Raw genomic sequence first — 24,936 nt, 5'->3', positions numbered from 1 at the left:
GGCGACAGGTCCCGTGGCCGGGACCGGCCGCGCCGCCCCCGGGACCGCGCGGCCACCGGCGCCGGGCGACCGCGTCGCGGCGCCCGTGACGCCCGCCACGGACTCCGCGAACGCCCGGGACCTGCGCTTGTGATGCAATAACAACGGGTTCGTGAACCCGCGAGGGATCCCGAGACCGGCAACAGCACATCGACAGAGGGAGGTTGGTCCCCCATGACCGACCGCGCGTACGTGATCGCAGGATCGGAGGCCACCGGCGGCGCCGGCATCCAGGCCGACCTCAAGGCCTTCCAGGAGCTCGGCGTCTACGGGATGGGGACGATCACCTGCATCGTCTCCTTCGACCCCGGCAACGGCTGGGGCCACCGGTTCGTCCCCGTCGCCCCGAACGTCATCGCCGACCAGATCGAGGCGGCGACCGCCTGCCACGACCTGGACGTGGTGAAGATCGGCATGCTCGGCACCCCCGACACCATCGACGTGGTCGCCGAGGCCCTCCGGCGGCAGCCGTGGCGGCACGTGGTCCTGGACCCGGTCCTGATCTGCAAGGGCCAGGAGGCGGGCGCGGCCCTGGACACCGACAAGGCGCTCACCGCCCAGATCCTCCCGCTGGCCACGGTGATCACCCCCAACCACTTCGAGGCGCGCACCCTCGCGGGCATGGAGCGCATCGACTCCGTGGACGACCTGGTCGAGGCCGCCCGCCGCATCCGCGAACTCGGCCCGGAGCACGTGGTCGTCAAGGGCGGCACGGAACTCCCCGGCCCGGACGCGGTGGACGTGTACTTCGACGGCGAGGAGGTGACGGTCCTCAGCGCCCCGAAGATCGGCGAGGAGCGCGTGAGCGGCGCCGGGTGCACCTTCGCCGCCGCGATCACCGCCGAGCTGGCCAAGGGCGCCGAGGTGGGCGCCGCCGTCGCGACCGCGAAGGCGATGGTCCGCGAGGGGATCGAGAGGCGGCTGACCACGCACGCCCCGTTCGCCTCGGTGGTGCCGGTCGCCCCGCGCGGCTGACGCGCACGGCCTCCCGACCCAGGATTTCAGGAGAATTCATCCCCTTTGGGCAGATTTTTTCTGCGGATCATGATTGGGAGCCGCCACAGCGGTGAGGGCAGGGACCAGGACCGAATGCCCAGCAGGAGGTTGACATGTCCGAGCAGAACCGCGCCGGCAACAAGGCCGACGAGTACAAGGGCAAGGCCAAGGAGTCCCTCGGCAAGGCCACCGGCAACGAGCAGTGGCAGGCCGAGGGCAAGACCGAGAAGACCACGTCCAAGCTCAAGCAGGCCGGTGAGAAGGCCAAGGACGCCCTCACCTCGGACAAGAAACCCAAGGCTCCGTAGGACCCGCGCGGACGGCGGGGGCGGGGCGGCCCCGGGCCGCCCCGCCCCCGCCGCGTGCCGTGCCCGCCCGGGGCTCCGCTCCGGCCCGGGCGCCCGGGAGCGCGGAAGTCCCCGGTTCCTCCGCCGAGGCCTCGTACCCGTGGCGGGGCCGGGCGCCGGGACCGGCCACGGGTACGAGACCACCGGGGCGGGGCCCGCACCGCACCGGCGGCGGATCCGGACGGCCCGCTATCCCACGCGCGCCCCCCGTTCCGGGCGCTCGCGGCGGCGCAGGGACAGCACGACGGCGCCGATCACCGTCAGCAGGACGGCCAGCCCGCCCCAGACCATGTCCTGGCCGATCAGCATCTCCCCGCCCTCGGCCCCGGGGGTCCGGCCCCCGTCCCGGCCGGTGATCGTCACGGCGAGCAGCACGACGACGGTCGCCGCGGCCGCCAGCCGGGCACCGAGCCGGGCGAGCGCCCGGAGCCTGCGCCCGCCCGCCAGGTCGCGGAGCGTGAAGCGCTCGTCCGCGCGCAGCGGCGCCAGCAGCCGGGCCAGGAGCAGCAGGGCCACGGGGAGCTGGAGGGCCCACACGAACGTGCGGAACCAGCCGTCGAACCACACGTTCGTGCCGTAGAGCAGGGTGTGCCAGACGCTCAGCGCGTAGACGACGATGACGAACCGGTGCAGCGCCCGCCACGTGCGCGTCCCGGTCCGGAACCGGAAGTAGTAGGCGAGGCTGAGCGGCACGGCCAGGTAGAGGGCGATCAGCCCGATGAGGATCGCGACCTGCCCGGTCCCGGTGGCGTATCCGCCGGGCACGAACACGTCCACGAACGCGGACAGCAGGCGTCCGCCCCAGGCCAGCCCCTCCTCGTTGTCCCGCACGAGTTCGAGGAAGAACGCGAACGCGTGGGCGAACATCAGTCCCATGGTGGTGAGGCTGGTGACGCGGTGCCAGCGCTCGATGCGGGCGTGCGGGACGGGGGCCCGCGCCGGGGGCGCGGTGGAGCGGAGCAGCCCGAGCATGACGGTGATCCAGGCCCAGAGGAGCCCCGACCACCCGAAGGCCTGGCAGAGCCAGTACAGCCAGTACTCCCCGGCGTCGGACAGGAACGGCATGACCATGAGCGTCATCGAGGTCCCCGCCTCGATGCGTGCGTAGACGACGAAGAAGATGACGAGGGTGACGACAAGGGCGGCGGCGCTGTCGGGAACGACGCGCCGCAGGTCGGCGCGGAGTGCCGCGCCGTCGATCCGGGAGGGTCTGCGCCCGGGGCGGGCGCGTTCGGGTCCGGTGGTGTCGGCCATGGGCGGGGGGTGCCTTTCGTGAGAGGGAACCCCTATGACAGCAGCGCTTCCCCCGCCTGGCCACCCCTCTTCCCGGGGTGTCCGGGGACCGGTCCGGACCGGCCCCCCGGACGGCTCGCCCCTCGGCGGGGAGGGCGCCCCGGGCAGGGCACCTCCCCGCCGCCGCGCTTCCCGGGAGGCGGGCCGCAGGGGGCGGGCCTCAGGGGGTCGGGGCCGCCGGGGAGAACCCGAGCCGGAGCCGGTGCCGGCCGGCGGCCAGCCGGTGCGCGGGCAGCACGCCCGGGCCGCAGGAGGCCGAGCCGATGCCGTGGTGCTCCAGGTCCAGGTGCAGGTGGATCCGCCCGTCCGGCACCAGTTCGTGCGGGTGCCGGGCCGCGTCGAGGGCGGCCGTGTCCCACCGGCGCGCGGAGAGGCCGAAGACCGGGTCCCCGTCGATCCGCAGCCCCGTGCCGTCCTCCGCCCGCAGGACGGCCCACCGTACGTCGGCCCGGTTGCCGTTCTCCTGGGGCCGCAGGTAGGGCGTCTGGAGCCCGTCGACCGAGCTGGCGAACCGGCCGACCCTCGCGGCCTGGTCCACGTCGCGGTAGGCCTCGTCCGGGCCGCGCCCGAACCACTCGACCCCGCCCAGGGAGGGGGGCACGTCCATGCGCACGCCGAAGCGCGGCAGGGGGCAGGGCCACTCCCCCTCGGCCTCGGCGTCCACGTCCAGGAGCAGGCGCCCGCCCTCCGCGGTCCAGCGGTAGGCGACGAGCATCCCGAAGTCCGCTCCCGCCGGGGCGAGCCGGTCGCGCACGACGTACGCGTCGCCGTCCCGCCCGGCGGAGAGGCGGCGCGAGGTGATCCGGTCGAGCCCGGCCGCCCGCCAGGGGACCTCGACGGACACCCCGTGGCGCGCCTGGTCGTTGTCGGTCGGCGCGCGCCACAGGTCCACCGCCGGGGTCCCGACCGGCAGTCCTCCGACGGAGAGCAGGGCGCCCGTTCCCGTGTCGAGGACACCCGGGCCGAGTCGGAGCAGGGCGCCCTCCGTGCCGGCGGCGGGTGCGGCGGTCCCGACCGGCCCCGGGGCCCCGGCCGTCCCGGCAGCGCCGGGTCTCCCGGTGGCGAGCCGGGCCTGCCCCCAGGCCAGTTCGTGCCCGGCCGGGGCCCAGGGCTGGTCCGAGCCCAGGTGGACCGACACCGTCAGCCACGCCTCGCCGCCGCCGGGCGGCTCGGGCATCCCGGGCAGGGGGACGTCCGCGTCCGCCCCGGGGCCGAGCACCGGCATGTCCAGCACACCCTCCGCGAACGGCACGCCCTCCTCCTCCGCGCGCCACCGGAGGACCAGCCCGGACGTGTCCCGGAAGTCCCAGGTGTTGGCGATCCCCACCGTCCCCGCGGCCGGGTCGGGGACGACCCGCACCGGCTCGATCGTCTTCTTGTAGGCGTGCAGCCCGGGCCCGGGCGTGCGGTCGGGGAGGAGGAGGCCGTCCGCGACGAAGTTGCCGTCGTGCACCGTTTCGCCGAAGTCGCCGCCGTAGGCGAACCACTCGGCGCCGTCCGGTTCGCGGCGGCGGATCCCGTGGTCGATCCACTCCCAGACGAACCCGCCCTGGAGCCGCTCGTGCCGCGTGAACAGCTCCTGGTACTCCTCCAGCCCTCCCGGTCCGGCGCCCATGGCGTGCGCGTACTCGCACAGCACGAACGGGAGCCCCCGCCGGTGGGCGTCGGCCCCGGGGTCGTCGGTGGCCTCCTCCTCGCGGCGGCCGATCGCGTCCACCTCGTCGTGCGGCGGGTACATGCGCGAGTACACGTCGGCGTAGGAGCTGTCGCGGTCGCCCTCGTAGTGGACCGGCCGGGAGGGGTCGTGCTCGCGCACCCAGGCGGCCATGGCCTCCAGGTTGCGGCCGGTCCCCGACTCGTTGCCCAGGGACCACAGGACGACGCTCGGGTGGTTGCGGTCCCGCCCCACCGTCCGGGCGATCCGGTCGAGGTAGGCCTCACGCCAGCGCGGGTCGTCGGAGGGATTGCCGCGCCACCCCACCAGCTCGAAGCCGTGGGTCTCCAGGTCGCACTCGTCCACGACCCACAGGCCCAGCTCGTCGCACAGGTCGAGGAAGTCGGGGTGGGGCGGGTAGTGGCTGGTGCGCACGGCGTTGACGTTGTGCCGCTTCATCAGCAGGACGTCCTCGCGCATGGTCTCCCGGGGCACGGCGCGGCCGTGGTCGGGATGCCACTCGTGGCGGTTCACGCCGCGCAGCAGCAGCGGCCTGCCGTTCACGCGCAGCAGGCCGCCGGAGACCTCCACGGTGCGGAAGCCGACGCGCAGCCGCGCCCGCTCCCCCGGCGCGGCGACCACCGCGTCGTAGAGGCGGGGCTCCTCGGCCGTCCACGGCTCCACCGGGCCGACCGCGTGCTCCACCCCGGCCGGGGCGTCCACCAGGCCGAGCTCCGGAACGCTGACCAGCGCCTCCGCCGATCCGGCCACGTCGACGCGCAGGGTGCCCGTTCCGTCCTCGTGGTCGTAGGAGGCGTGGACGGCGACGTCGCCGATCCCCCGCTCGGGGAGGGCGGTCAGGGTGACGTCGCGGAAGATCCCGGACAGCCACCACATGTCCTGGTCCTCCAGGTAGCTGGCCGCCGACCACTGGTGCACGCGGACCGCCAGGACGTTGCGGCCCGGGCGCAGCAGGTGGCCGGCGTCGAACTCGGCGGCCAGGCGGCTCCCGGTGGAGAAGCCCAGTTCGGTGCCGTTGAGCCACACGCGGAAGCAGGAGTCCACGCCGTCGAAGCGCAGCGCGGCGGCCCCCTCCGGCCAGTCCTCCGGCAGGTCGAACTCCCGCCGGTGGTCCCCGGTGGGGTTCTCGTCCGGCACGTGCGGGGGGTCGACGGGGAAGGGGTAGACGACGTTCGTGTAGGCGGGGGCCCCGTGGCCGTGCAGCTGCCAGTGGGAGGGGACGGGCAGCCCCTCCCACCCGGAGTCGTCGTAGTCCGGCCGCTCGAAACCGTCCGTGCCGACCGGGGCCCCGGGGAGCATCCGGAACCGCCACGTGCCGTTGAGGTCCAGGGCGGGGGCGTCGCCGTCGAAGCGGGCGCGGGGCGCGCGGGCCCCGGCGGAGGGGGCGAAGTCCTCCAGGTAGGCGGGCTTGCGGGTCTCGGTCATGTCAGACCTCCCTCAGGTGCAGGAGCAGGGCTTGGGACGGGTTGAGGTTGGGCAGCTGCACCCCCGAGCGGGCGAGGACCGCGCCGGAGACGGCGGCCTCCCCCTCGGAGAACCACGCCGGGAGCGCCTGCTGCAGGGTGGAGGGCCGTCCCGCCTCCCGGCGCCACGCCAGCCGGTAGACGCGGTCCTCGCGCAGGCCGGGCAGGCGTACCCGCCCCGGGAGGGCCCGGGCGGAGGTCGTCAGCCGGGAGTACCGGAAGACCGCCTCGCCACCGTCGCGGGAGACCACCCCGTCGAGCTGTTCGGAGGGGTCGGGCGCGTCGGCGTGCACGGGGTCGCCCGAGTGCAGGAGGGGCCGCAGCTCCTTGTAGAGGGAGATCCAGGAGGCCAGGGCGCCGAGCTCGTCCTCGGTGCACGCGGTGATGTCCCATTCGATCCCCGTGTGGGAGAGGAGGGCGGCGAGGCAGCGGAACGACAGGTCCGCGGCCCGGCCGGTGGTGTGCGAGACGGGGCCGCCGACGTGGCTGCCCACCAGCTCGGGGGGCAGGAGCAGGGAGGTCCAGCGCTGGAGGGCCAGCCGCTCCAGGGGGTCGTTGCAGTCGGAGGCCCACACGCGGTCCGTGCGCTCCAGGACGCCCAGGTCCACCCGTCCGCCGCCGGAGGAGCACGACTCGATCTCCAGGCCCGGGTGGCGCTCGCGCAGCCGGTCGAGGAGCTCGTAGACGGCGAGGGTCTGCCGGTGCGTTCCCGCCGCGCCGGTGGGGGCGTGCACGGGTTCGAGCAGGTCGCGGTTGTGGTCCCACTTGAGGTAGTCGGGCCGGTACTCGGTGACCAGGGCGTCCAGGTGCTCGAACACGTGCCGGAAGGCCTCGGGCCGCGACAGGTCGAGGACCTGCTGGCTGCGGCTGGGCGGGGGCAGGCGGCCCTCGGCGGCCAGGATCCACTCGGGGTGGGCGCGCAGCAGGTCGGAGTCGGGGTTGGCCATCTCCGGCTCGACCCACAGCCCCACCTCCATCCCCAGGGAGCGGACGTGGTCGAAGAGGGGGTGCAGGCCGTCGGGCCACACCCCGGTGTCCACCGTCCAGTCGCCGAGCCCGGCGGTGTCGTCGCGGCGGCCCCGGAACCACCCGTCGTCCAGGACGAACCGCTCGGCGCCGATCCGGGCCGCCGTGTCGGCCAGCCGCTCGAGCTTGTCGAGGTCGTGGTCGAAGTAGACGGCCTCCCAGGTGTTGAGGACGACCGGTCGCGGCGTGGGGGGGTGGCCCGGCCTGGCCCGCAGCCAGCGGTGGATCCGCGAGGACATCCCGTCCAGCCCCCGGTCGGACCAGGACAGGAACACCCACGGCGTGGAGTAGGACTCGCCCCGGGCGAGCCGGACCTCGCCGGGGTGGAGGAGTTCGCCGCCCGCGAGGACCGCGTCGGCGTGCCCGGCCCCCTCGGGCAGGCGCTCGGCCAGGTGGACGTGGTCGCCGCTCCAGGCGGTGTGCACCCCCCACACCTCGCCGTGCCGGAACCCGAACCCGGGCGTCCCGGCGGTGAGCAGCAGCGTGGCGTCGTGCCCGGTCCTGCCGCGGCGGGAGGCGCGCATGCGCGTGCCCATGGAGAGGTCCTGGCGCTGGGGCGCGCGTTCGCGGCACCAGCGCCCGGTGAGGTCGAGGACCTCCCCGGCCTCGCGCGGCAGGGGCATGGTGACCAGGAGGGAGTCCAGGGTCCACGGGGCGTCGTCGGTGTTGGTGACGGTGTTGCGGGCGCGGACCAGCCCGGAGGGCTCCAACCTCAGCTCGCAGCGCAGTTCCAGCCCCGCGGCCCCGGCGAGGACGGTGACCGCGCCCCCCGCGCCGTCCCCGGGGGCACCCGCCCCCGCGCCGCCGTCCGGCCCCTCCGGCGGGTCGACGGTCACGGAGCGGACGGTCCAGGCGGGGAAGGTCACCCGGCCCTCGTGGTGCCCGGCGATCCCGGGGTGGCCGCGCCAACCCTCCCCCTGGGTGGGCACCAGCGACATCCAGGTGGGGACGTCGATCCCGTTGTGGGCGGCGGGCGGCGACGCGGCGGCGGCGAGCCCGGTGTCGTCGGGCAGGTCCGCGCCCCAGTGCAGCACGTGGGGCAGGCCGTCGTCGGGGACCCCGACGACCAGCGCGGTCCCCGCCGCGTTCAGGCGGACGGTGCGGTACGTCATCCCTTGCTCGCTCCCAGCGTCAGTCCGGCCACGAAGTGGCGTTGCAGCACGAAGAACACGACCAGTGTGGGCAGGGCGACGATGACCGACCCGGCCGACAGCAGGTTGTAGTCGACGAAGAACGCGCTCTGGAGGTTCTGGAGCGCGGTGGTGATGGGCAGCTTGTCGCCGCTGGACAGCAGCGCGAGCGCCCAGAAGAAGTCGTTGTAGATCCAGGTGACCAGCAGTGTGGCCAGGGCCGCGAGGCTCGGGCGGCACAGCGGGAGCACCACCTTCCAGTACTGCTGGAAGACGGTCGCCCCGTCCACCCTGGCGGCTTCGAGGAGCGACGCGGGCATCGCCCTCATGAAGTTGCTGAGGACGAACGTGCAGAAGCCGATCTGGAACGCCGTGTGGATGAGGACGACGCCCAGGTGGCTGTCGTAGAGCGACCCGGACCCGCTGATCCAGTAGGGCAGGGGAACGGCGTTGTAGAGGCGGAACAGCGGGACGAGGAGGGCCTGCGGCGGCAGGAGGTTCGCGGCGAGGAACACCGCGAGCATCACCAGGTTGAAGCGGCGCGAGTAGGCGGAGAGCACGAACGCCGCGCACGACGACAGGAACAGGGTGAGCAGCACCGCGGGGACGGTGATGACCAGGGAGTTCAGGAAGTAGCCCGGCAGTTCGCCCTGGTTCCAGGCGTTGGCGTAGTTGTCGAGGGTGAACCCGCCGAGGGACAGGTAGCCGTGCACCGCCGTGTAGTCGTAGTCGCGGAAGGAGTTCACCACCGCCCACAGCACGGGGAACAGCCAGGCCAGCGCCGTCACGACGAGGAACGCGTGCAGCAGTACACGTGCCGGGCGGAGGCGCCGGCGGGCGGGGCTCCGGCGCGTCGGGGGCCCGGTGCGCCGGGTCTCGGGGAGGGTCTCGGCGGTCACCTCTGGGCCCCTCTCAGCATGGTGGACACGTAGACGACGATGAACACCAGGGAGATCACCAGCATGACCACGGCCAGCGCGGAGCCGAAGCCCACCCTGCTGGCCTCGCCGATGACGTTGGAGGTCACCAGCGCGGAGATCAGCTCCAGGCCGTTGCGGCCCCGGTTGATGACCCACACGATGTCGAAGGCGCGCAGTGCGTCGATGACGGTCACGACGACCACGACCAGGTTGATGGGGAGCAGCGCCGGGAAGACGACCCGGGTGAAGGTGCGCACGGGTCCGGCTCCGTCGATGGCGGCGGCCTCGCGCAGGGACGGGTCGACGGCCTTCAGCCCGGCCAGGTAGAGCAGCATGATGTACCCGGTGTGCCGCCATCCGGCCGCGACCAGCACCGCGTACAGGTTGATGTCCGGGTTGCCGAACCAGTCCACGGCGGGCGCGTCGGCGACCATGGCGAGGAACGCGTTGAGCAGCCCCTGGTCGCGGGAGTAGATGAGCTGCCACACGAACCCGATGAGGGCGAGCGACAGCACCACGGGCAGGTAGAAGATGCTCTGGTACACCGAGCCGCCGCGCAGCTCCCGGTCGAGCAGCACCGCCAGGAACATCCCGAGCAGGGTGGGGACCGTGAACAGGACCACCAGCCACACGAGGTTGTTGCGCAGTGCGGGCTCGAACGGCGGATAGATGGTGAACGCGTCCGTGTAGTTCTGGACGCCGATCCACTCGATGGTGTCCAGGCCGCCGATGCCGTCCCACCGGGTGAACGACAGCAGGACCGTGGCCGCCGCGGGCAGCCACACCAGGCCGACCACGAGCAGGGCGGGCACGCCCAGCATGAGGGCGAGCGCGGCGCGGTCGGCGCGCCCGTGGCGGGGACCCGTCCCCGGGCGCCGGGCGCGTCCGGTGCGCCGCGCCGGGGCGGGGGGCGGGGGCCCGTCCGTCCGGGCGGCGGGGGGAGGCGGGGGGCCGTTCGACGCCATGCCTGTCTCCTTCACTTCTGGTTCACCGGCCGAAGATCGACAGCTTCTGGCGCTGGATCGTGCCGGTCAGGTCGGCGATGTCGTCGGGTTGGCGCAGGAAGCGCTGGAGGGCGGGGATCATGACGACGGACGCGAAGTCGGGCCGGGTGTCGCGGTCCATGTACTGGGTGAGCGCGCCGGCGCTCGCGACCATGTCGTTGACCTTCGCGTCGAGCGGGCTGAACCCGCCGGTGCCCGCGTCCAGGTGGGTGGGGAGCGCCTGCGGGTCGATCGCGGTGTAGATCTCCTGCGCCTCCAGCGAGCCGAGGTGGCCGAGGAGTTCGCGGGCGCCCTCGGGGTTGCGCGGGTCGCCGGAGACCATGAACCCGTCGATGGGCGCCTCGACCACGTCGGCGCCGATCTCGGGGTCGAACTCGGGGAAGGCGAAGCAGTCCAGGTCGTCCAGGTCCTCCCCCTCGGGGAAGACGTGGGTGATGAACATGCCGCACAGCATCATCCCGGCCTCGCCGCGGACCAGGGAGGTCTGCGCCTCGTTGATCCCCCGGCCCAGGGGGTCGGGCTGGTGGTGGGGCAGGAGCTCGGCCCAGGCCCCGAAGACGCTCCTGACCTCGGACGAGTCCCAGGAGTGGTCGCCGTCGAGGAGTTCCAGGTGGAACTCGGGGCCGTTGATGCGCAGGTTGAGGTGGTCGAACATGCCCATCGCGGGCCAGCCCTCGCGGATCCCGGAGGCGAGGGGTTCGAGCCCGTCGGCGCGCATCCGCTCGCACAGTCCGACGAACTCCTCCCTGGTGGCGGGGACCTCGTAGCCGTTGCGCTCGAACAGGCTCCTGCGGTGGAAGACCGCCCAGGGCGCGGTGGAGTCGGGGACCATGTACTGCCTGCCGTCGGGGGCCGTGCACAGGCTCCTCACCTGGTCGGTGAAGGCCCCCTCGAAGTGCCGGTCCCAGACGTCGGTGACGTCGCTGATCAGGCCCCGTTCGGCGAAGAAGCGCATCCGGTACCCGGCGAACCAGCCGATGACGTCGTCCGGGGTGCCCTGCAGGTAGTTGTTGATGCTCTCCTGGAAGGAGGTGGAGTCGAAGGTGTTGACCTCGACGGTCCGTCCGGAGGCGGCCTCGTACACGCCGAGGCTCTCCCGGACGGCCTCCCGCTGGGCGGGGTTGGCCCGGTTCGAGGCCATCGTGACCGTGTTCGGGTCGTCGCGGCCCGCGGCGCCGCACCCGGTGAGGCCGGGCAGGGCCAGGAGCGCCCCGGCCCCGGCCAGGCCGCCCAGAAGGGCGCGGCGCCGCAGGCCCGGCGGCCCCGGAGGTCTGTGGTGCATCGAGGACTCCTCCGAACAGGTGTGAAGGCGATCACAGTTCTCCACATGTTCGGTACATCACTCCCACTTGTCAACACTTATCAACTTTTCCGAACAGGAAACCACGCACTACCGCCCCTATTGACACGAACGCGGAACCTGCAACACTGGATCGAACACCTTTCAACATTTCCACTCATCGCTTGGGGGACGGATGCTGGCCGCGCAACGGCAGGAACTGATCCTCGAACAGGTCAGGCGGACCGGGGGCGTCAGGGTCGCCGACCTCGTCGAGAGCCTCGCCGTGTCGGACATGACCGTCCGGCGCGACCTCGACGTCCTGGAACACCGCGGCTCCCTGCGCAAGGTGCACGGCGGCGCCGTCGCGCCGGAGGGCCCCCGCACCGAGGAGCCGGGCTTCGAGGCCAAGTCCACCCGCCAGGAGGACGAGAAGCACGCGATCGCCCGCGCCGCCGCCGGCCTGGTCGAACCGCACAGCGCCGTCGGCCTGTCGGCCGGCACCACGACCGCCCTCGTCGCCGAGTACCTGGCCGACACCCCGGGGCTGACCGTGGTCACCAACTCCCTGCACGTGGCCGAGGTGTTCCACCGCACCGCCCGGCCGGACCAGACCGTCGCCCTCACGGGCGGCTTCCGCACGCCCTCCGACGCGCTGGTCGGCCCGCTCGCGCTCGCCTCGATCCGCGGCCTCAACCTGGACACCCTGGTCCTGGGCGTGCACGGCATGCAGGAGCGCGCCGGGTTCACCACCCCGAACCTCATGGAGTCCGAGACCAACCGCGCCCTGGTGGAGGCCGCCGCCACCCTCGTCGTGGCCGCCGACCACAGCAAGTGGGGCACCGTCGGGATCAGCACCATCGCGCCGCTGGACCGCTGCGACGTGCTCGTCACCGACTCCGGGATCCCCGACGCGGCACACGCCGCGCTCTCCGAGCGGGTCGGCCGCCTCGTGGTCACCGACGTGCGGCCCCGGACGGAGCAGGGATGACGCGCGCTCCGCAGGACGGCCCGGCCGGGCGCCGGCACGGAGCGGGCGCCGCGGACGGGGGCTCGGGGCGGGAGGCCCCCGGCCCCGCCGGCACGGGACCCGCCCGCCCCCTGCGCAGGACCCCGGCGAAGCTGGCCGACGGCCGCGAGATCGTCTACTTCGACGAGGGCGGCGCCGCCCGCGAGCCCGCGCCCGACACGCGCGACCTGCCGCCGTCCGCCACCGGGTCGGAGATGCGCTGGGACCCGCTGCTGCGCGAGTGGGTGGTCGTCGCCTCCCACCGGCAGGGGCGTACCCACCTGCCCTCCAGCGACGACTGCCCCCTGTGCCCCTCCGTCGGCGGGCGCGCGACCGAGATCCCGGCGGCCTCCTACGACGTGGTGGCCTTCGAGAACCGCTTCCCCTCCCTGGTCCCCGACCACGGCCGGGAGCTGGAGGACGTCGGCGAGCTGGAGCCCTCCCGCAGGGTGGGCGCGGGCCGCTGCGAGGTCCTCGTGTTCGGGTCCGACCACCGCGCGTCGTTCGCCGACCTCTCCCCGGAGCGCGCCCGCACCGTGATGGAGGCCTGGGTCGACCGGACCCTCGCCCTGTCCGCCCTGCCGGGCGTGGAGCAGGTCTACTGCTTCGAGAACCGGGGGCCGGAGATCGGGGTGACCCTCCACCACCCCCACGGCCAGATCTACGCCCTCCCGTTCGTGACCCCCCGCACCCTGCGCACCCTCGACTCGGCCGAGGAGTACCGGGCGCGCACCGGTGGCGACCTGTTCGCCGACGTCCTGCGCGCCGAACAGGAGGCGGGGAGCCGGGTCGTGGCCCGGACCGAGCACTGGACGGCGTTCGTCCCGGCCGCCGCGCGCTGGCCGGTGGAGGTGCACCTGTACCCGCACCGGGCGGTGCCCGACCTGCCCTCGCTCACCGGCGCCGAACGCGACGACTTCGGCCTCCTGTACCTGGACGTGCTGGGCCGCTTCGACGCCCTGTACGACGCGCCCCTCCCCTACATCTCCGCCTGGCACCAGGCCCCGGTCCGGGACCGCCGGCGCGGCCTGGCGCGCCTGCGCCTGGAGCTGTTCTCCGTCCGCAGGGCGCCGGGCAAGCTCAAGTACCTCGCCGGGACCGAGTCCGGCATGGGCGTGTTCATCAACGACGTCGCCCCGGAGACCACCGCCCGGCGCCTCAGGGAGGTCGCACAGTGAGACTGCTCGTCACCGGCGGAGCCGGATACATCGGCGGTGTGGTGACCGCACTGCTCCTGCGGTCCGGACACGAGGTGACGGTGCTGGACGACCTGTCCACGGGTCACCGCGACGCCGTCCCCGGGGGCGCGCGGCTGGTGGTCGCCGACCTGGCGGACGCCGCCGACGTGCTGGACCCGTCGGTGGAGGCCGTCCTGCACTTCGCCGGGAAGTCGCTGGTCGGCGAGTCCGTGGACGCCCCCGGGGCCTACTGGCGCACCAACGTGGCGGGTTCCCTCGCGCTCCTGGAGGCGGTACGGCGCCACGGCGTCCGCCGGATGGTGTTCTCCTCCAGCGCCGCCGTCTACGGCGAGCCCGTGTCGCCCGGGCCGATCGCGGAGACCGACCCCGCCGTGCCCACCAACCCGTACGGGGCGAGCAAGCTCGCCGTGGACCACATGCTGGCGTCCTGGGCCCGCGCGTACGGGCTGGGCGCCGTGAGCCTGCGCTACTTCAACGTCGCCGGCGCCCACCTCGGCCTGGGCGAGCGGCACGACCCCGAGACCCACCTGATCCCGAACCTGCTGCGCGTGGCCGCCGGGGAGCGGGACAGCGCACGCGTGTACGGCACCGACTACCCGACCCGGGACGGGACGGCGGTGCGCGACTACCTGCACGTCGCCGACCTCGCCGACGCGCACCTGCGGGCCCTGGAGCGGGTGGTCCCGGGGACCCACCGCGCCGTCAACCTGGGCACCGGCGGCGGGCACACCGTGCGCGAGGTCCTCGACGCCGTCCGGCGGGCCACCGGCCACCCGGTCCCGGCGGTGGACTCCCCGCGCCGGCCCGGCGACCCGGCGGTGCTGGTCGCCGCCAACGATCGGGCGCGGCGGGACCTGGGCTGGACCCCGACCCGCACGCTGGACGAGACCGTCGCCGACGCGTGGGCGTTCGCCCGCGCGCTCCCCCGCCCGTGAAGCCGGCGGACGGGCCCTCCCCCGGGGCGGCGGACGGCCCGGGCCGTCCGTGTCCGGCCGCCCCCGGACACGGCCCGCGGCGGGAGACCGGGGCGGGACGGGGGCACAGGGCGGGACGGGGACACGGTCGGCACACGGGGCACGAGGCCTCCGACAGACGAGAGGGCACCACCACATGAGCGATGTGTCGTCCGCGTTCCGCGCGGCGTTCGGCCACGGCCCGGAGGGCGTGTGGACCGCGCCCGGCCGCATCAACCTCATCGGGGAGCACACCGACTACAACGACGGGTTCGTGCTCCCGCTCGCCCTCCCCCTCGCCCTGACCGCCGCCGCCTCCCGGCGCCCGGACGGCGCCGTGCGGTTCCGGTCCGGGCAGACGGCCGGGGAGTTCCGCGCCTCCCTGGCGGAGCTGGTCCCCGGCGCGGTCGAGGGGTGGGCCGCCTACCCGGCCGGCGCCCTGTGGGTCCTGGGGCGGGAGGGGTACCCGGTGGGCGGGCTGGACCTGCTGGTCGACAGCACCGTCCCGACCGGCGCGGGGCTGTCGTCCTCCGCCGCGCTCACGTGCGCGGTGGTCATGGCCGCGGCCGCCCTGCACGGCGCCGACCTCCCGCCCGACCGGGTGATCCGCCTGGCCCAGCGGGTGGAGAACGACTTCGTGGGGATGCCCTGCGGGATCCTGGACCAGTCGGCGTCCATGCTCTCCACCGAGGGCCACGCCCTGTTCATGGACACCCGCACCATGGACACCGAGCAGGTGCCCTTCGCCCCCGGCGAGCACGGGCTCTCCCTGCTGGTGGTGGACACCCGCGCCCCGCACCGGCTGGTGGAGGGCCACTACGCCGACCGGCACCGCGCCTGCAAGGACGCCTCCCGGGCCCTGGGGCTGGCGGCCCTGCGCGACGTCGCCGACCTGCCGGGGGCCCTGGCGGCCCTGCCCGACGACCTGTCCCGGAGGCGGGTGCGCCACGTGGTGACCGAGAACGCGCGGGTGCTGGAGGCCGTGTCGCTGCTCCGCTCCGGCGACGTGCGCGCGGTCGGCCCGCTGCTGACCGCCTCGCACGCCTCCCTGCGCGACGACTACGAGGTCACCGTGCCCGAGGTGGACACCGCCGTCGACGCCGCCCTGGCCGCCGGGGCGCTGGGCGCGCGGATCACCGGCGGGGGGTTCGGCGGTTGCGTGATCGCGCTCGTGGCGGCCGACGGGGCGCGGCGCTGCGAGGAGGCCGTACGGGAGGCCTACCGGGAGCGGGGCTTCGCCGAACCCGGGGTCTTCGAGGCCGTCCCCTCCGCGGGGGCGCGCCGCGTCGTCTGACACCTCCCGGGCCGCAGCGCGGGAGCGAGGGGCCGGTCGTCCGGGGCGGGGGCGCCCCCCTGCACAATGGCGGCCGAACGACAACAAGGGAGAACCGTATGGGCCTCAGGTTCGGACTGCTGGGCACCGGCCACTGGGCGGCGGAGACGCACGGCGCGGCACTGGACGCGCACCCCGGCGCCGTCCTCGCCGGTGTGTGGGGACGCGCCCCGGCCAAGGCCGCGGCGCTCGCCGACCGCTACGGCGCCCGCGCGTACGACGACGTGGACGCGCTGCTGGCCGACGTGGACGCCGTGGCGATCGCCCTGCCGCCCGACGTGCAGGCCGAGCTGGCCCTGCGCGCGGCGCGGGCCGGGAAGCACCTCCTGCTCGACAAGCCCGTGGCGCTCTCGGCCGCGGCCGCCGGAGAACTCGCCGCCGAGGTCGCGGCGCGGGACCTGGCGTCGGTGGTGTTCTTCACCAACCGCTTCTCGGACAGCGTCGAGGAGTTCGTGCGCTCGGCCGCCGCCGAGGGCGGGTGGCACGGCGTCCGGGCGACCCTGTTCGCGTCGATCTTCCAGCCCGGCAACCCGTACGGCGCCTCACCGTGGCGCCGGGAGCGGGGCGGCCTGTGGGACGTGGGTCCCCACGTGCTGTCGGTGGTGCTGCCGGTGCTCGGCCCGGTCACCCGGGTGACGGCCCTGGCCGGACCCAGGCACACCACGCACATGCTCACCCAGCACGAGGGCGGGGCCGTCGGCTCGTTCGCGGTGACCCTCGACGCCCCGCCGGAGGCGAAGGCCTTCGAGATCGTCCTGCACGGCGAACGGGGCTGGGTCCCGGTGCCGGGCGGCGACCGGTCGGCGGTGGAGGCGTTCGGCACGGCGGTCGACCGGCTGACCGCCCGGATCGGCGGCGCGGAGGAGCCGTGCGACGTGCGCTTCGGCCGGGACGTGGTCGCGGTGCTGGAGGCCGCCGAGAGGTCCGTGTCGCTGGGCCGGGCCGTGGGCGTGGACGAGGCCACCGGGTAGGACCCGGTGGCCTTCCGGACGTGTGCCCCGGGGCCACGGCCCCGGGAGGACCGCCCCGGCCGGGAGCACCGGCCGGGGCGGTTCCGCTAGGCGGTCCCCCTCGCGTTCTTCGAGTACATCCCGTCCGCCAGGTAGACGATTCCGGCGGCGACAAGAACCTGGATGACCAGGATGAAAAGGAACTGGTCCCAGATCATCGCCCCGATCCAGCCGCCGAGGAAGGCGGCCACGATGCCCAGGAGCAGGGTGAGCCAGATCGGCAGATGCTGCTTCCCCGGCACGACGAGGCGGCCCAGTGCTCCGATGATGAGGCCGACGATGATCGCACTGATGATTCCGGTGATCTCCACAGGTTCCTCCCCCACGTAGATGCCCTCTCCCCGTGCCCATTGCCGGGAGGGGAAAACACGGCGAGTCCATCCCCTGAACGACTCTTTTGCCGCTTTTTTTGCCCCTTCTCCGCTCATTCCGGCAGGACCCGGGCCTGTACGGGGGCCGCGGACCGCCCGGGAGCAGCGGGGGGATTGACCGGGAACGGCAGGGGGTAGGTCTTCCCTCTGTCGGCCTCTTGACATCGAGAGAAGCCCATGCCCCCCGAGAAGGACCGCGACCGGACGGGACCCGGGCCCCCCGGGAACAGCGTCACCGGAGACAACCACGGCACGGTGATCCAGGTGGGCACCGTGTACGGCGGCGTGGGCGTGGGCGCGGGACCGCCGCACCGGCACAGGGTCCCCCGGCAGATCCCGCACACCCCGCGGTTCTTCACCGACCGCGAGCGGGAGTCCCGCCTCCTGGACTCCGTCGGCCGACAGGCCCGCGAGGGGGGCGGAGGGCGCGTCGTCGTGCTCAGCGGGACCGGCGGCGTCGGCAAGACCGCGCTGGCCACCCACTTCCTGGAGGAGAACGCCGGGGCCTTCCCCGACGGGGCGCTCTACGCCGACCTCCAGGGGTTCGGCGAGCCGGGCCCCGCCGACACCGGCGACGTCCTGGACGGGTTCCTGCGGGCCCTGAACGTCGACCCCGGCGCCATCCCGCACGACACGGGGGCGCGTGCGGCGGCGTTCCGCTCCCGCACCCACGGCCTGGGGATCTCCGTCCTGCTGGACAACGCGCTCTCGGCCGCCCAGGTCCGCGCCCTCCTCCCGGGCCGGGGGCCGCACCTGGTCGTGGTCACGTCCCGCCTGCACCTCGCCGGGCTCCGCCTCGACGGCGCCGAACTGCTCGAGGTGCGGCCCCTGGACGAGCCGGAGGCCGTCCGCCTGGTGTCGCTCATGCTCTCCGACGGCCGCACCGGCGCCGAACCCGCCTCGGCCCGGGAGCTGGTGGACCTGTGCGGGCGGCTGCCGCTGGCCCTGAGGGCGGCCGTCAGCGGCCTCACCGACCGCCCCCACCAGCCGCTGAGCCGGCTGGTGTCGCGGCTGTCGGGGGAGCACGGGCGCCTGGCCGCGCTCAGCCAGACACGGGAGCTGTCCGTGGACACCGCGTTCAACGCCTCCTACGCCCTCTTGTCCGAGCCGGCCCGGCGCATGTACCGGCTGCTCGGCCTGGCGCCCGGCCGGGACCTCACCCCCGAGGCCGCCGCGGCCCTCGCCGGCGTGCCGGACGACGACGCCGAGGACCTGCTGACGGACCTGGTGGCCGCCAGCCTCTTGGAGGAGGGGGCCGACGGGCGGCTCCGGCAGCACGACCTCGCGCGGCTGCACGCCCGGTCCCTGGCGGAGGAGGGCTGCGGGGAGGGCTCCGAACGCGAGGCCGCCGTGGACCGGGTGCTGGACTTCTACCTGGAGACGTCCGCCGCCGCCGACCGGACCCTCAACCCGGGCCGCTGGCACCTGGCGCCCGTGTTCGACCGGCCGCCCCGGCGCGTGTTCGGTTCGCGCGCCGAGGCCCTGGACTGGTTGGAGGCCGAACTGGAGTGCCTGCGCGCGTGCGTGCGCCTCGCCCACGGCACCGGCCGCCACTCCGTGTGCTGGCAGCTGTGCGAGGCCCTGCGCAACCTCTTCATGCTGCGCAAGCACTACACCGCCTGGGAGGAGGCCTACACGACCGGTCTGGCCTCCGCCGAGGCCATCGACGACCCCGCCGCCCAGGCGTATCTCCTGTCGGTCCTGGCCGCCCTCCAACGCACACTCGGAAGACTGGACCAAGCCGGTGACAGCTATCACCGAGCTCTCCCGTTGTGGCGACGGGCCGACCACGTCGTCGGCCGTACCGCCGCGTTGGAGGGTTACGGCGTGCTCGAGCTCGACCGTGGTCGACCGAGGAAAGCCCTTGACTGCTTCCGAGAGGCCCTACGCATCTACCAGGAGATCGGGATGGAGCGCGGCATCGTCCTGGTCCACCGACGCCTGGGCCAGGCCGCCTCCGCAATGGGAGACCACGAAGCATCCGTCCGTTACTTCACCAGAGCCCTGAAGGATCTTCCTGAAAGCACCGAAGCCTATATGCGCCTCCGAGCCCTGGTCGGTCTTGCCTCTGCGTACATCAGCGCAGGACGATTTCCGGACGCCGTGCCTGTTCTGGAGGAAGCGCTCGGGCTCAGCCGTGACCTGAGGGCGGAAACGGAGGAGGCCCGTGTCCGGGTCATGTTCGCCGATGCTGCCCGGGAATCCGGGCAGTTCGGCGAAGCGCGACGTCAGCTCACACGAGCGCTCTCCATCTACACCTCGCTGTCCGCTCCCCAGACCGAAGAGACGCGGCGAGGTCTGGACGCCCTCCGACAACTCGAGGAGAGCTGAGCTCGGCTGACGCGAGGAACGCCTCCAGCCCCTCAACGCACCCCCCTGCCGTCAACCAGGCATAGGCAACGGAAGCCACCACCCACGCAGGGACGTCTGCCGCCACCGTCAAGCCGTCCGGCACTCCTCGCACATGCACTGACGAGGGCAGACCCAGGCTTGCGACCACACTGCTTCCGACAAGGTCTCCGAACGTTCTTTCGGGGCTGAGGTCACCGTCCCCGGGCAGAAGGACGACGTCCGCCGCCAAGAGCCAACATCGCTCCGTATGGGGGCCTGCGACCACCACAAGGTGCTCGTCCAGGAGGAGCGGGGTGCTGCGGTCGAGGGCGGGAAAAAGGGTCACTCTGGACAGCGCCGCCCGCACCCTTGTCGGTTTCACGCGACCGACACCCCCTCTCCTGCCCCTCCACCGACGAATCTCGGTACCGCAACCTCCGGTAGAGAGGCCGCGCCAACGGGCTCTGACAGGTTCATCAGGCGGTAGACGAGTGCGCGCAGCAATTCCGCGGACCGCCCAGGGGCGGAGGTGAGCAACGAGGTGAAGAGGGAGGCTTGTCGGGGGTCGTGACTTTCGGCAGTCTTCTCGATCTGCGGCACCAGGGGTCGAGTCGGCTCGTAGACGGGCGCATACCGGTGCAACGCCTCCAGGGGTGATCCGGGAGCCAGGTAGGTGAGGTCACCACTGGCGAGGAGCACTGGAGTTCCGAGGGCACTGGACACATAGGTGGTGGATCCATGGTCGCCGATGACAACGTCTGCGGCGACGTGCAGACCCAGCCACGGGGAGTTCTCGGCGAGGACCCGAAGGCCGCGCCGGCGGGCTCCGGCGAGCCAGGCGTGAACCTGACGCCCTCCGTGAGCGGACCAGACTCCCGGATGGATGTTCACAGCGGCGACGTGGTCATGCGGGAGGTCGTCCATGAGCTGTTCGAGCAGACCGGGGTGACGCCCCAGAAGAGAGCGCCTTCCCCAAGAACTCGACAGGAGTACGAGCCTCTCACCATCTCCCACTCCGATGGCTTGCCGGTAGCGTTCCCGTTCGGGACGAGACATCAAAGCCCTGTCGAGGCACGGGTCACCCACGAGATGGGTCACCTCAAGAGACTCAGGAACCACATTGGCGAGGATGGCACGATGATTCTCGTGGGAAACACCGATCGCCGCCGGAATGACCCTGCCGTATCGGACAAGGTTGGAATAAACAGCATCGTTCACCGGCGGACGCACCAGTGGAGGCCCGTAGCCGGTCGCAGCCTTGACGATCTTGGAGAAACCGACCCCGTGCGGTATGACGAGGGTCGGTGCCCGCACCTTTTCAAGGTGGCTGTTGTGACTGTTGTTCGCTGCGATAGCCAGGTCGAACTCGAAGCGCTCCACCTGATCGGCTGTCAGGACGAGGCCGTCGAGGTTCCGGGTGTAGGCCTCAGCACTCCGCTCGAAACGCGAGCCCCGGCCTACAGCGAAAACCACCTGGATACGCCTGTCCTGCTCGAACATTCCGAGAAAATCATCGACCCGGTTTGCCGCCTGCCTGTTTTCGAGAAGCACGAGAAGAGTTCTCTCGACTTCGAAAGTAACTGGGGCGACAGGCCCGACAGAATCTCCCCGCCAACCTTGAAATCCATATCCCATTGCTTTCCCCTTCCAGCTCTAAGATCAAGCTGGAAGCAACAATGAAGCACCCATCTGGAGGAATTATGAAAAAACCCTTGCGGCCCCCTTGCGGGACCTTGAGTCAGGCTGACCGAGAACTTGCGTCAGCCTGAACACCCTGCTCGGAGCCCTAGAAGAACCAGGGCCACATGTGGGCCACCGCTCGACGCGACTGGGCCGCGCCAAGCTCACGAGGGCCGGAATTTGCCTTCGCTCGACGCGACTGGGCCGCGCCAAGTTTACGAAGGCCGGAATTTACCTCAGGAGGCATGAGCGCCTTTGCTCCCCCACTATCGGATCATCATGATTCACCGGTCGGACACAGAGCCCCAACCGCTTCACCAGACCGCAGAGAACCTACGGGGTGATGCACCAGATCCTAGCGGACAAACCACGCTCATTACGCCTAGGCGACCTAGCACTCAACTACCGAATCGAGAACACATTTCCACCTTGATGCGTATCGATCCCAAATGGGGGTTTTGCACCCCTTTGAGAAGGGTGATCGCGCGGTTCCAGTGTTCGAGCGCCTCACTCTCACGCCCCTCGCGGCGGAGCAGGTCACCGAGAAGGTCGTGAGCCCTCGCCTCGTACGAGCGCTCCCCTCCGCGCCTGGCCAACTCACGGGCGTTGCGGTAACACAGGCGCGCCTCCGAAAAGCGTCGATCCTCCACACGCGCGTCGCCCTGGACGAGCAGCAGTCGCGCCTCGAGTTCCGGCACTCCCAGGGCACGAACGCGCCTCAGGGCCGACTCCAGAAGCGCGTCGGCCTCATCGTGCCGACCAAGGCCGAGAAGGGCAGCAGCGAGGCCGGCGTCGGCCTCGATGATCTCGGCCTCGTCCTCCCGGCTCCGGAGCAGCCGCCGTGCCTCCGTGAAACAGTCGAGCGCTTCCTCGTACTGGTGCTTGTACTCGGCCACCAGGCCCATGCCCTGCATGACTTTTGCGACGGAGCGGTCGTCGCCGGTCTGCTTGAAGACGGCCAGACCACGCTCACACGCCCTTCTCACGTCGCGGTGGTATCCGTTCAGGTAGAGCCCCCTCGAGAGGTTCATCTGCACCTGGGCTGCGGAGTTGATGTCACCGAGCAAGCGGTGGAGCGCGACCGACGTCGTGAGGGATGCCTCGGAAGCCTCGTACTGCCCCAAGATGCTCTGGCTGATCCCCATGTGGTTGAACACCTGGGCCACACCCCGGTCGTCACCCAGGGCACGGAACTCCGTCAGTGCTTCCCGGTACTCGGCTAGAGCGCCCCGGTCGTCGCCGGAACGCTGGCGAATCAGACCGAGCTGGTCCATCGCCCAGGCATGGCCTGTCCGGTCGCCTCGCCGCTCGCTCTCCGCCAGGGCCGCCCGGATGTCCTCCACCGCGGCGGGAAGATCGCGCAGTCGCCACCGCACCCGGCCCAGTTCGTACAGGGCCCTGCCGAGCCCCGGCCCCCTGCCAATCCAGCGCCACGCCTCGACGGCCCCGAGGTAGAGGGCCTCGGCACCGTCCCACGGACCGTACTTGTCCAACAGGCCGGCCAATGCCAGGGGAATGCGGGCCGCATGCCCCATGAACCCGTGCGAGTGTGCGTACCCGACCGCAGCCTCTATCTCCGGGAAATGTGTCGAGAACCACTGCCCCGCCTCACGGGCGTCCTCGAAACGGGGGAGGCGCGACGTGTGTGTCGGTCGTACGTCCAGACGGGAACGGCCAGGCGCGACCGCACGGTCCACCACGTCGGCGATCGCGAGGTAGTGGTCGAGGAACCTGTGCCCCACACTGCGGCGCTCGCCCGGTGACAGCACTTCGGTTGCCCGATGCCGCGCAAAGCTCCTCAGAAGCTCGTGCATCCGATACGCATTCGGTTCCGCCTCCTCCACCAGGTGGACGCCGAGGAGCTCCTCCATCGCCCCCTCTGCTCCATCCCAGTCCCCCAGTACTGCGGCGACCACGTGGAGAGAGGCCTCCGCCGTCGGGTGCATCCCCATGGCCAGGAACGCGGACCGTGCTCTCGGACTCAGGTCCGTGTAGGACAGCTCGAAGACCGAGGTCAGATCCCGTTCACCGGCCGATACCTCTTCGATGCCGTTCCGTGCGATCCGGTCTGCGAGGTAGTCGAGGGGCCATGTGGGGTGTCGGCGCAAGCGGCCTGCGGCCAGGCGGAGGCCGAGGGGCAGCCCGCCGAGCAGCGACGCCAGCCGTCCGGCCGCCTCCGGCTCGGCGTCCTTGCCCGTGAGGGCCGAGAGCATCCGGACGGAATCGGAGGGGGACAGCGGTCCGAGGGTCAAGGTGCGCGCGCCGTCCAGTTCCGTGAGCTTTTGGCGGCTGGTCACCAGGACGGTACTGCCTGCCACCCCCGGGACCAGTGGCGCCACCTGCCCCCGGACGGCGTCATCCAGGACGATGAGTGCACGGTGCCGGGAGAGACGGGTCCGCCACAGGTCCGCTCGGGCCCCGACCCCCTGGGGTATCTGCTCGTGAGGCACCCCCAGCATGAGCAACAGTCGGTGGAGCGCGTGCGCGGGCTGGACAGGACCGTTCGTCCCACGAAGGAGCAGGTGGATGACGACGTCGTAGTCCTCGCGCAGGATCTGGGCCGCTTTGACGGCGAGCGACGTTTTACCGACACCCGCGCTTCCCTCCACCACCTGGACGACAGTGGTGGCGGTAGCGGTCCGGGCTCCGGCAAGGAGCCTCTCGAGTTCCGCCTCACGGGTGACGAAGTCCGGCAGCCCGGCTTCGAGGTTGTCGAAGACGACGGGACCCGGCCCGTCCACTCGCCGTTCGGGAGCGGACGCCCTTTCCTCCGTCCGCCGGTCCCCCTCGAGAAGCTCCTGGAAGAGTCTTCGTGTCCGCGGGTTCGGCTCGACTCCGCGTTCCTCCCGATAGAAGTCACGCAATTCCCCGTAGCACTCGACGGCCTCGCTCTGGCGGCCGGCCGCGGCAAGGACGCGCATCCGGGTGTGGACCAGCGAATCGTTTCCAGGACTCTGAGCGCAGGCCTCGGCAAGGCGATCGGCGGCCTCGTCGTACTCACCCAGCTCCGCCTGGGCCTCGGCCCAGCGCATGAGCACCTTCAGACGGATCTCCTCGATACGGTCGCGTGTGGCTTCGGCCCATGCCCCCGGGACCCCGACGAGCGGATCACCCTTCCAGAGCCCCAAAGCCTGTGAAAGGAGTTCGGCCGCAGATTGGTGCTCCCCTTCCCGTAGGCGCTTCTCGCCGTCCCCGCACAGTCTTTGGGCTCGATACAGATCAACGGAGTCGGGAGTGGCCTCCAAGACGTATCCGTGGGACCGGGATTCCAGCCGGTTCTCCGCCCCCGCCTCCCGCAGGCGCCTGCGGATGCGGGTGATGTGCGAGTAGAGGCTGGTACGGATCGAGGCCGGTGTGTCCTGACCCCACGCCCGGTCGATCAGCACCCGGACCGGCACGACCTTTCCCGCCGAGTGGGCAAGGATCGCGAGGACGAGCCGTTCCTTCGGGGGTCCCAGCTCCACCAGCCGACCGCCGACCAGTATCCGGGGCTCCTGGGAGAGGATTTGTATCTCCAACCGAACACCACCCAATGGCCACCACTCAACATCGGAGCATAATCGCACCCTCCATTTCCTGTTTCCAGGAACATAAACACTGCCAGAGGTCGACCAAAAATACACCTCCGAGACCATGAACAGCCGAGATGCCCGCCACCGACTTCGCAAGAAACCTTCTCGGGACAGGGATGTATCACCCCGGGGTATACATTTCACTCGGAAATCTATAAGCTCTCCCCGCATGCACGACAATTACACACGGGCATCGGCGCATTCCACCGCATAAACCGATGCACGCCTGTTCGCACGTGCACACCCCCGGACGTGGGCCCCTTCCCCCTTCGGGCGCGGAACGGGGTCTGCCAGGGGCAGATCTGC

General features: G+C 72.1%; 17 protein-coding genes. 8 read left to right on the top strand and 9 right to left on the bottom strand.

Going from position 1 to position 24,936, the window contains the following annotated elements:
* Window positions 1–213 precede the first annotated feature (213 nt).
* Together thiD and ACFQBR_RS30755 are read left to right on the top strand one after the other, a co-directional pair.
* Window positions 214–1,014: a bifunctional hydroxymethylpyrimidine kinase/phosphomethylpyrimidine kinase gene (thiD, locus tag ACFQBR_RS30760; RefSeq protein WP_267946894.1), complete on the top strand. Its 801-nt coding sequence runs from the start codon at window positions 214–216 to the stop codon at window positions 1,012–1,014.
* Between the two features lie 134 nt (window positions 1,015–1,148).
* Window positions 1,149–1,343 (top strand): CsbD family protein, encoded by a 195-nt coding sequence (locus tag ACFQBR_RS30755; protein WP_267946895.1) that lies wholly within the window; start codon window positions 1,149–1,151, stop codon window positions 1,341–1,343.
* 228 nt (window positions 1,344–1,571) lie between these two features.
* On the opposite strand, the gene ACFQBR_RS30750 is transcribed toward ACFQBR_RS30755, so the two are convergent.
* From ACFQBR_RS30750 to ACFQBR_RS30725, 6 genes are all read right to left on the bottom strand, one after another.
* A complete protein-coding gene (locus tag ACFQBR_RS30750) occupies window positions 1,572–2,636 on the bottom strand; it encodes a ferric reductase-like transmembrane domain-containing protein (protein ID WP_344182408.1) in 1,065 nt (354 codons plus the stop codon).
* A 199-nt stretch (window positions 2,637–2,835) separates the two neighbouring features.
* The gene (locus tag ACFQBR_RS30745) at window positions 2,836–5,775 is read right to left on the bottom strand and encodes a glycoside hydrolase family 2 TIM barrel-domain containing protein (RefSeq protein ID WP_344182406.1); all 2,940 of its coding nucleotides are present in this window, start codon (window positions 5,773–5,775) and stop codon (window positions 2,836–2,838) included.
* A gap of 1 nt (window position 5,776) precedes the next feature.
* Window positions 5,777–7,951 carry an alpha-galactosidase gene (locus tag ACFQBR_RS30740; RefSeq protein WP_344182404.1) on the bottom strand — a complete coding sequence of 725 codons (2,175 nt, stop codon included), beginning with the start codon at window positions 7,949–7,951 and terminating at the stop codon, window positions 5,777–5,779.
* Window positions 7,948–8,868, bottom strand: coding sequence for a carbohydrate ABC transporter permease (locus ACFQBR_RS30735; protein ID WP_378554925.1), 921 nt, complete (start codon window positions 8,866–8,868; stop codon window positions 7,948–7,950). The genes ACFQBR_RS30740 and ACFQBR_RS30735 overlap by 4 nt, the downstream gene beginning before the upstream one ends.
* Window positions 8,865–9,854 carry a carbohydrate ABC transporter permease gene (locus ACFQBR_RS30730; RefSeq protein WP_267946899.1) on the bottom strand — a complete coding sequence of 330 codons (990 nt, stop codon included), beginning with the start codon at window positions 9,852–9,854 and terminating at the stop codon, window positions 8,865–8,867. Before ACFQBR_RS30730 ends, ACFQBR_RS30735 begins: the two co-directional genes overlap by 4 nt.
* Window positions 9,855–9,876: 22 nt before the next feature.
* Window positions 9,877–11,175, bottom strand: a complete 1,299-nt coding sequence (locus ACFQBR_RS30725; RefSeq protein ID WP_344182402.1) for an ABC transporter substrate-binding protein — start codon at window positions 11,173–11,175, stop codon at window positions 9,877–9,879.
* A gap of 193 nt (window positions 11,176–11,368) precedes the next feature.
* Between ACFQBR_RS30725 and ACFQBR_RS30720 the strand changes: the two genes are divergently transcribed.
* The 5 genes from ACFQBR_RS30720 (at window position 11,369) to ACFQBR_RS30700 (ending at window position 16,637) form a co-directional block, all read left to right on the top strand.
* Complete coding sequence (locus ACFQBR_RS30720; RefSeq protein WP_344182400.1) at window positions 11,369–12,163, top strand: DeoR/GlpR family DNA-binding transcription regulator; 795 nt, start codon at window positions 11,369–11,371, stop codon at window positions 12,161–12,163.
* Between the two features lie 110 nt (window positions 12,164–12,273).
* Complete coding sequence (gene galT, locus ACFQBR_RS30715; protein ID WP_344182422.1) at window positions 12,274–13,359, top strand: galactose-1-phosphate uridylyltransferase; 1,086 nt, start codon at window positions 12,274–12,276, stop codon at window positions 13,357–13,359.
* The gene (galE, locus tag ACFQBR_RS30710) at window positions 13,356–14,315 is read left to right on the top strand and encodes a UDP-glucose 4-epimerase GalE (RefSeq protein ID WP_344182398.1); all 960 of its coding nucleotides are present in this window, start codon (window positions 13,356–13,358) and stop codon (window positions 14,313–14,315) included. The genes galT and galE overlap by 4 nt, the downstream gene beginning before the upstream one ends.
* A 175-nt stretch (window positions 14,316–14,490) precedes the next feature.
* Entirely contained in the window at window positions 14,491–15,627 is a 1,137-nt protein-coding gene (gene galK, locus ACFQBR_RS30705) for a galactokinase (RefSeq protein ID WP_267946903.1), read from the top strand.
* Between the two features lie 98 nt (window positions 15,628–15,725).
* Window positions 15,726–16,637, top strand: coding sequence for a Gfo/Idh/MocA family protein (locus tag ACFQBR_RS30700; RefSeq protein ID WP_344182396.1), 912 nt, complete (start codon window positions 15,726–15,728; stop codon window positions 16,635–16,637).
* 86 nt (window positions 16,638–16,723) lie between these two features.
* On the opposite strand, the gene ACFQBR_RS30695 is transcribed toward ACFQBR_RS30700, so the two are convergent.
* On the bottom strand, window positions 16,724–16,987 hold the full coding sequence (locus tag ACFQBR_RS30695) for a GlsB/YeaQ/YmgE family stress response membrane protein (RefSeq protein ID WP_267946905.1): 264 nt from the start codon (window positions 16,985–16,987) through the stop codon (window positions 16,724–16,726).
* A 237-nt stretch (window positions 16,988–17,224) separates the two neighbouring features.
* Between ACFQBR_RS30695 and ACFQBR_RS30690 the strand changes: the two genes are divergently transcribed.
* Window positions 17,225–19,378, top strand: a complete 2,154-nt coding sequence (locus ACFQBR_RS30690) for a tetratricopeptide repeat protein (RefSeq protein ID WP_344182393.1) — start codon at window positions 17,225–17,227, stop codon at window positions 19,376–19,378.
* 378 nt (window positions 19,379–19,756) lie between these two features.
* Here the strand turns inward: ACFQBR_RS30690 and ACFQBR_RS30685 are convergent, their stop codons facing one another.
* Together ACFQBR_RS30685 and ACFQBR_RS30680 are read right to left on the bottom strand one after the other, a co-directional pair.
* On the bottom strand, window positions 19,757–20,929 hold the full coding sequence (locus ACFQBR_RS30685; protein ID WP_344182391.1) for a hypothetical protein: 1,173 nt from the start codon (window positions 20,927–20,929) through the stop codon (window positions 19,757–19,759).
* 527 nt (window positions 20,930–21,456) lie between these two features.
* A complete protein-coding gene (locus ACFQBR_RS30680; RefSeq protein ID WP_344182389.1) occupies window positions 21,457–24,576 on the bottom strand; it encodes an AfsR/SARP family transcriptional regulator in 3,120 nt (1,039 codons plus the stop codon).
* Between the last annotated feature and the right edge of the window lie 360 nt (window positions 24,577–24,936).

The sequence above is a fragment of the Nocardiopsis tropica genome, assembly GCF_042660575.1.
Lineage (GTDB): Bacteria > Actinomycetota > Actinomycetes > Streptosporangiales > Streptosporangiaceae > Nocardiopsis > Nocardiopsis tropica.
The sequence above is the reverse complement of the archived record's forward strand: the minus strand, read 5'-3'. Positions and strand labels throughout refer to the sequence as shown.

What these genes read in the sequence shown, in the direction of transcription:
- ACFQBR_RS30745 (WP_344182406.1), bottom strand. Translation starts at nt 5,775, where the DNA reads ATGACCGAGACCCGCAAGCCCGCCTACCTGGAGGACTTCGCCCCCTCC.
- ACFQBR_RS30720 (WP_344182400.1), top strand. Translation starts at nt 11,369, where the DNA reads ATGCTGGCCGCGCAACGGCAGGAACTGATCCTCGAACAGGTCAGGCGG.
- ACFQBR_RS30690 (WP_344182393.1), top strand. Translation starts at nt 17,225, where the DNA reads ATGCCCCCCGAGAAGGACCGCGACCGGACGGGACCCGGGCCCCCCGGG.
- ACFQBR_RS30750 (WP_344182408.1), bottom strand. Translation starts at nt 2,636, where the DNA reads ATGGCCGACACCACCGGACCCGAACGCGCCCGCCCCGGGCGCAGACCC.
- galK (WP_267946903.1), top strand. Translation starts at nt 14,491, where the DNA reads ATGAGCGATGTGTCGTCCGCGTTCCGCGCGGCGTTCGGCCACGGCCCG.
- thiD (WP_267946894.1), top strand. Translation starts at nt 214, where the DNA reads ATGACCGACCGCGCGTACGTGATCGCAGGATCGGAGGCCACCGGCGGC.
- ACFQBR_RS30725 (WP_344182402.1), bottom strand. Translation starts at nt 11,175, where the DNA reads ATGCACCACAGACCTCCGGGGCCGCCGGGCCTGCGGCGCCGCGCCCTT.
- ACFQBR_RS30700 (WP_344182396.1), top strand. Translation starts at nt 15,726, where the DNA reads ATGGGCCTCAGGTTCGGACTGCTGGGCACCGGCCACTGGGCGGCGGAG.
- ACFQBR_RS30755 (WP_267946895.1), top strand. Translation starts at nt 1,149, where the DNA reads ATGTCCGAGCAGAACCGCGCCGGCAACAAGGCCGACGAGTACAAGGGC.
- ACFQBR_RS30730 (WP_267946899.1), bottom strand. Translation starts at nt 9,854, where the DNA reads ATGGCGTCGAACGGCCCCCCGCCTCCCCCCGCCGCCCGGACGGACGGG.
- ACFQBR_RS30740 (WP_344182404.1), bottom strand. Translation starts at nt 7,951, where the DNA reads ATGACGTACCGCACCGTCCGCCTGAACGCGGCGGGGACCGCGCTGGTC.